General features: G+C 52.5%; 5 protein-coding genes. 4 read left to right on the top strand and 1 reads right to left on the bottom strand.

The genetic code is table 11. The features are described from left to right. On the top strand, positions 1 to 440 hold a 440-nt coding region (locus RTY00_RS22235), incomplete at its 5' end, for a Na+/H+ antiporter NhaA (protein ID WP_312666289.1). A gap of 35 nt (positions 441 to 475) precedes the next feature. Further along, positions 476 to 1,378 carry a transcriptional activator NhaR gene (nhaR, locus tag RTY00_RS22230; RefSeq protein WP_312666287.1) on the top strand — a complete coding sequence of 301 codons (903 nt, stop codon included), beginning with the start codon at positions 476 to 478 and terminating at the stop codon, positions 1,376 to 1,378. Between the two features lie 53 nt (positions 1,379 to 1,431). Here nhaR and rpsT read toward each other — a convergent pair whose 3' ends face one another. Continuing rightward, on the bottom strand, positions 1,432 to 1,695 hold the full coding sequence (gene rpsT, locus RTY00_RS22225; protein ID WP_036619798.1) for a 30S ribosomal protein S20: 264 nt from the start codon (positions 1,693 to 1,695) through the stop codon (positions 1,432 to 1,434). A gap of 318 nt (positions 1,696 to 2,013) precedes the next feature. On the opposite strand from rpsT, the gene ribF reads away from it, so the two are divergent. Together ribF and RTY00_RS22215 are read left to right on the top strand one after the other, a co-directional pair. Further along, positions 2,014 to 2,952, top strand: coding sequence for a bifunctional riboflavin kinase/FAD synthetase (gene ribF, locus RTY00_RS22220; RefSeq protein WP_312666285.1), 939 nt, complete (start codon positions 2,014 to 2,016; stop codon positions 2,950 to 2,952). Positions 2,953 to 2,979: 27 nt separating this feature from the next. Further along, on the top strand, positions 2,980 to 3,368 hold a 389-nt coding region (locus RTY00_RS22215; protein ID WP_312666283.1), incomplete at its 3' end, for a class I tRNA ligase family protein.

Below are 3,368 nucleotides of genomic sequence, written 5' to 3'. Positions count from 1 at the left end.
AAGAGAAGAACGGCCATTCTCCGGCCGAGCATTTGGCGCATGGTTTAATGCCGTGGGTAAACTGGCTGATTCTGCCACTGTTCGCCTTTGCCAACGCCGGCATCTCGCTGAGCGGCATTACCTTTATGGATGCGCTGTCGCCAGAGCCGCTGGGCATCATTCTCGGCTTGCTGATTGGTAAACCGTTGGGCATCACGTTGTTCTGCTGGCTGGCAGTGAAGTGGCGGCTGGCGGTGCTACCCGGAGGCACCACCATACGCGATATCATGGCGATTGGTGTGCTATGCGGTATCGGTTTCACCATGTCGATCTTTATTAGTTCGCTAGCATTTGACGCCGCCCACGAGCAACTGGTGACCTTCTCCAAACTGGGGATTCTCAGTGGCTCGCTGCTTTCGGCGGTCATTGGCTACACGCTGCTGCGTATCAAATTGCGTTAAAAGAGGAAGGAGGCGAAAGCCTCCTTTTTTTGCCGATGAATCAGCTCAATTTTAATCATCTCTACTATTTCTGGCAGGTGTGTAAAACCGGCTCGGTGGTGCGTGCTGCGGATGTGCTGTGCCTGGCGCCACAGACGGTTACTGGCCAGATCAAATCGCTGGAAGAGCAACTCGGCGGCGTGCTTTTTCGCCGTCAGGGACGCGGTTTGGTGCCCAATGAGCTTGGCCAACTGGTGTTCCGCTATGCCGATCGCATGTTCATGCTGAGTCAGGAGATGCTCGATATCGTTAATTACCGCAAAGAGTCGCATCTGCTGTTTGATGTTGGCGTGGCGGATGCGTTGTCAAAGCAGTTGGTGAGCAAGGTGCTGGAGGCTGCGGTGGTGGCTGAAGAGCGAATCCACCTGCGTTGCTTTGAATCAACGCACGAGATGCTGCTGGAACAGCTAAGCCAGCACAAGCTGGATATGATCCTCTCCGATTGTCCGATTGATTCCACTCAGCAGGAAGGGTTGTTTTCGGTCAAGCTGGGCGAATGTCCGATCAGCTTCTGGTGCAACACGCCATTACCGACGCTGCCGTTTCCTGCCTGCCTGGAAGAGCGTCAATTGCTGATTCCGGGCCGTCGCTCGATGCTGGGTCGCAAACTGCTGAACTGGATCCAAAGCCAGGGCTTGCAGGTGGAGATTCTGGGTGAGTTTGATGATGCGGCATTAATGAAGGCATTTGGTGCGCTGAACAACGCGATATTTGTGGCTCCCACACTGTATGGCGACGAGATTTACCATGATGATGCCATCAAGGAGATTGGTCGTTTGGATGCGGTGATGGAGGAGTATCACGTGATCTTTGCTGAGCGGATGATTCAGCATCCGGCGGTACAGCGGATCTGCCATCGCGACTTTAGTGCGCTGTTTACCCCTGAATTGCAGGCATAAAAAAACCGGCTAAGCGCCGGTTCTTTTTTACAAAGCGATTAACAGACGGGCGATTAAGCCAGTTTGTTGATCTGTGCAGTCAGGTTTGCTTTATGACGTGCAGCTTTGTTTTTGTGGATCAGACCTTTAGCAGCCTGACGGTCCACGAGTGGTTGCATTTCGTTGAATGCGTTCTGCGCAGCAGCTTTGTCGCCTGTTGCGATAGCCGCGTATACTTTCTTAATGAAAGTACGCATCATTGAACGGTTGCTTGCGTTATGCTTGCGACGTTTCTCAGATGTTACGGCGCGTTTCTTAGCTGATTTGATATTAGCCAAGGTCCAACTCCCAAATGTGATCTATATGGACAAATCAAAGGCCGAGGACTATGCCTTTTGCGCCTTCTTATGTCAATGGATTTGTGCAAATAAGCGTCGTTTTAAAAACAACACTCGATTACGTAATTGATGGCGCAGGATTCTACCAGCAACGCGGCGTTGAATACAGTATTTCGCAGCAAAAATCTTCAGATCCTTGCTAAGCAACTGGCTACGCGTGGAATAAGCCGCGCCAGAAGCAGGAAAGGCACGTATACGGGTTAACCTAAACGCCATTCAAGGGTATAATCCGCCGATTTCCACCGGTTTGAGTCAGCCATGAAGTTTATCCGCGGTATTTATAATCTGAAAGAGCAGCATCGCGGCTGCGTCCTGACCATTGGTAATTTCGACGGCGTACATCGCGGCCACCAGGCTTTGATGGCGCAGCTGATTGCCGAAGGACGAAAACGCAATCTGCCGGTGGTGGTGATGGTATTTGAGCCACAACCGCTTGAGCTGTTTGCCGGCGATAAAGCCCCGGCGCGCCTTACGCGTTTGCGTGAAAAGCTGAAGTACCTCGAACAAGCGGGCGTTGATGCCGTACTCTGCGTACGTTTTGATCGTCGCTTCGCTGCGCATTCGGCGCAGAGTTTTATTTCCGAATTGCTGGTGGACAAGCTGAACGTCAAGTTCTTGGCTGTCGGCGATGATTTCCGCTTCGGCGCTGGTCGCCAGGGGGATTTCCTGTTATTACAGAAAGCCGGTGCGGAGTATGGCTTTGAGGTCATCAGCACCCAAACCTATTGCGATAGCGGCAAGCGCATCAGCAGCACCGCCGTTCGTCAGGCGCTGGCGCAGGATGATTTTGCGCAAGCCGAAGCGCTGCTGGGCCATCCGTTCAGCATCTCAGGTCGCGTAGTGCATGGCGATGCACTCGGGCGCACCATCGGTTTCCCAACGGCTAATCTCCCTTTGCGTCGCACCGTTACGCCGGTTAAAGGCGTGTTTGCGGTGGAAGTGTTGGGCCTCGGCGATCAGCCGCTGCCTGGCGTGGCCAATATTGGTACGCGCCCAACGGTAAAAGGTTTACGTCAGCAGCTTGAAGTTCACCTGCTCGACACAAATATGAATCTCTATGGGCGTCACATTGAAGTGGTGCTGAAACAGAAGATTCGCGATGAACAGCGTTTCGCTTCGCTGGACGCGCTGAAAGAACAAATTGCGAAAGATGTGGTGACGGCCCGCCAATTCTTTGGGCTAAAAACACCGGTTTAATGACCGAAATACGGAATCGAGAATCTGATGAGTGACTATAAATCTACCCTGAATTTGCCGGAAACGGGGTTCCCGATGCGTGGCGATCTGGCCAAGCGTGAACCGGGAATGCTGCAACGTTGGTATGATGACAACCTGTACGGCATCATCCGCGAAGCCAAGAAAGGGAAAAAAACCTTTATTTTGCATGATGGCCCTCCTTATGCGAACGGCAGCATTCATATTGGTCACTCAGTTAACAAGATTCTGAAAGACATTATCGTTAAGTCGAAAGGCATGGCGGGCTTTGACTCGCCGTATGTTCCAGGTTGGGACTGCCACGGTTTGCCGATTGAGCACAAAGTTGAGCAGATGATTGGTAAGCCGGGCGAGAAAGTCAGCGCGGCTGAATTCCGTGCCGCTTGCCGCCAATACGC

Origin of the sequence: Pantoea sp. CTOTU49201 (genome assembly GCF_032054795.1) — a bacterium.
GTDB lineage: Bacteria > Pseudomonadota > Gammaproteobacteria > Enterobacterales > Enterobacteriaceae > Pantoea > Pantoea symbiotica.
The sequence above is the reverse complement of the archived record's forward strand: the minus strand, read 5'-3'. Positions and strand labels throughout refer to the sequence as shown.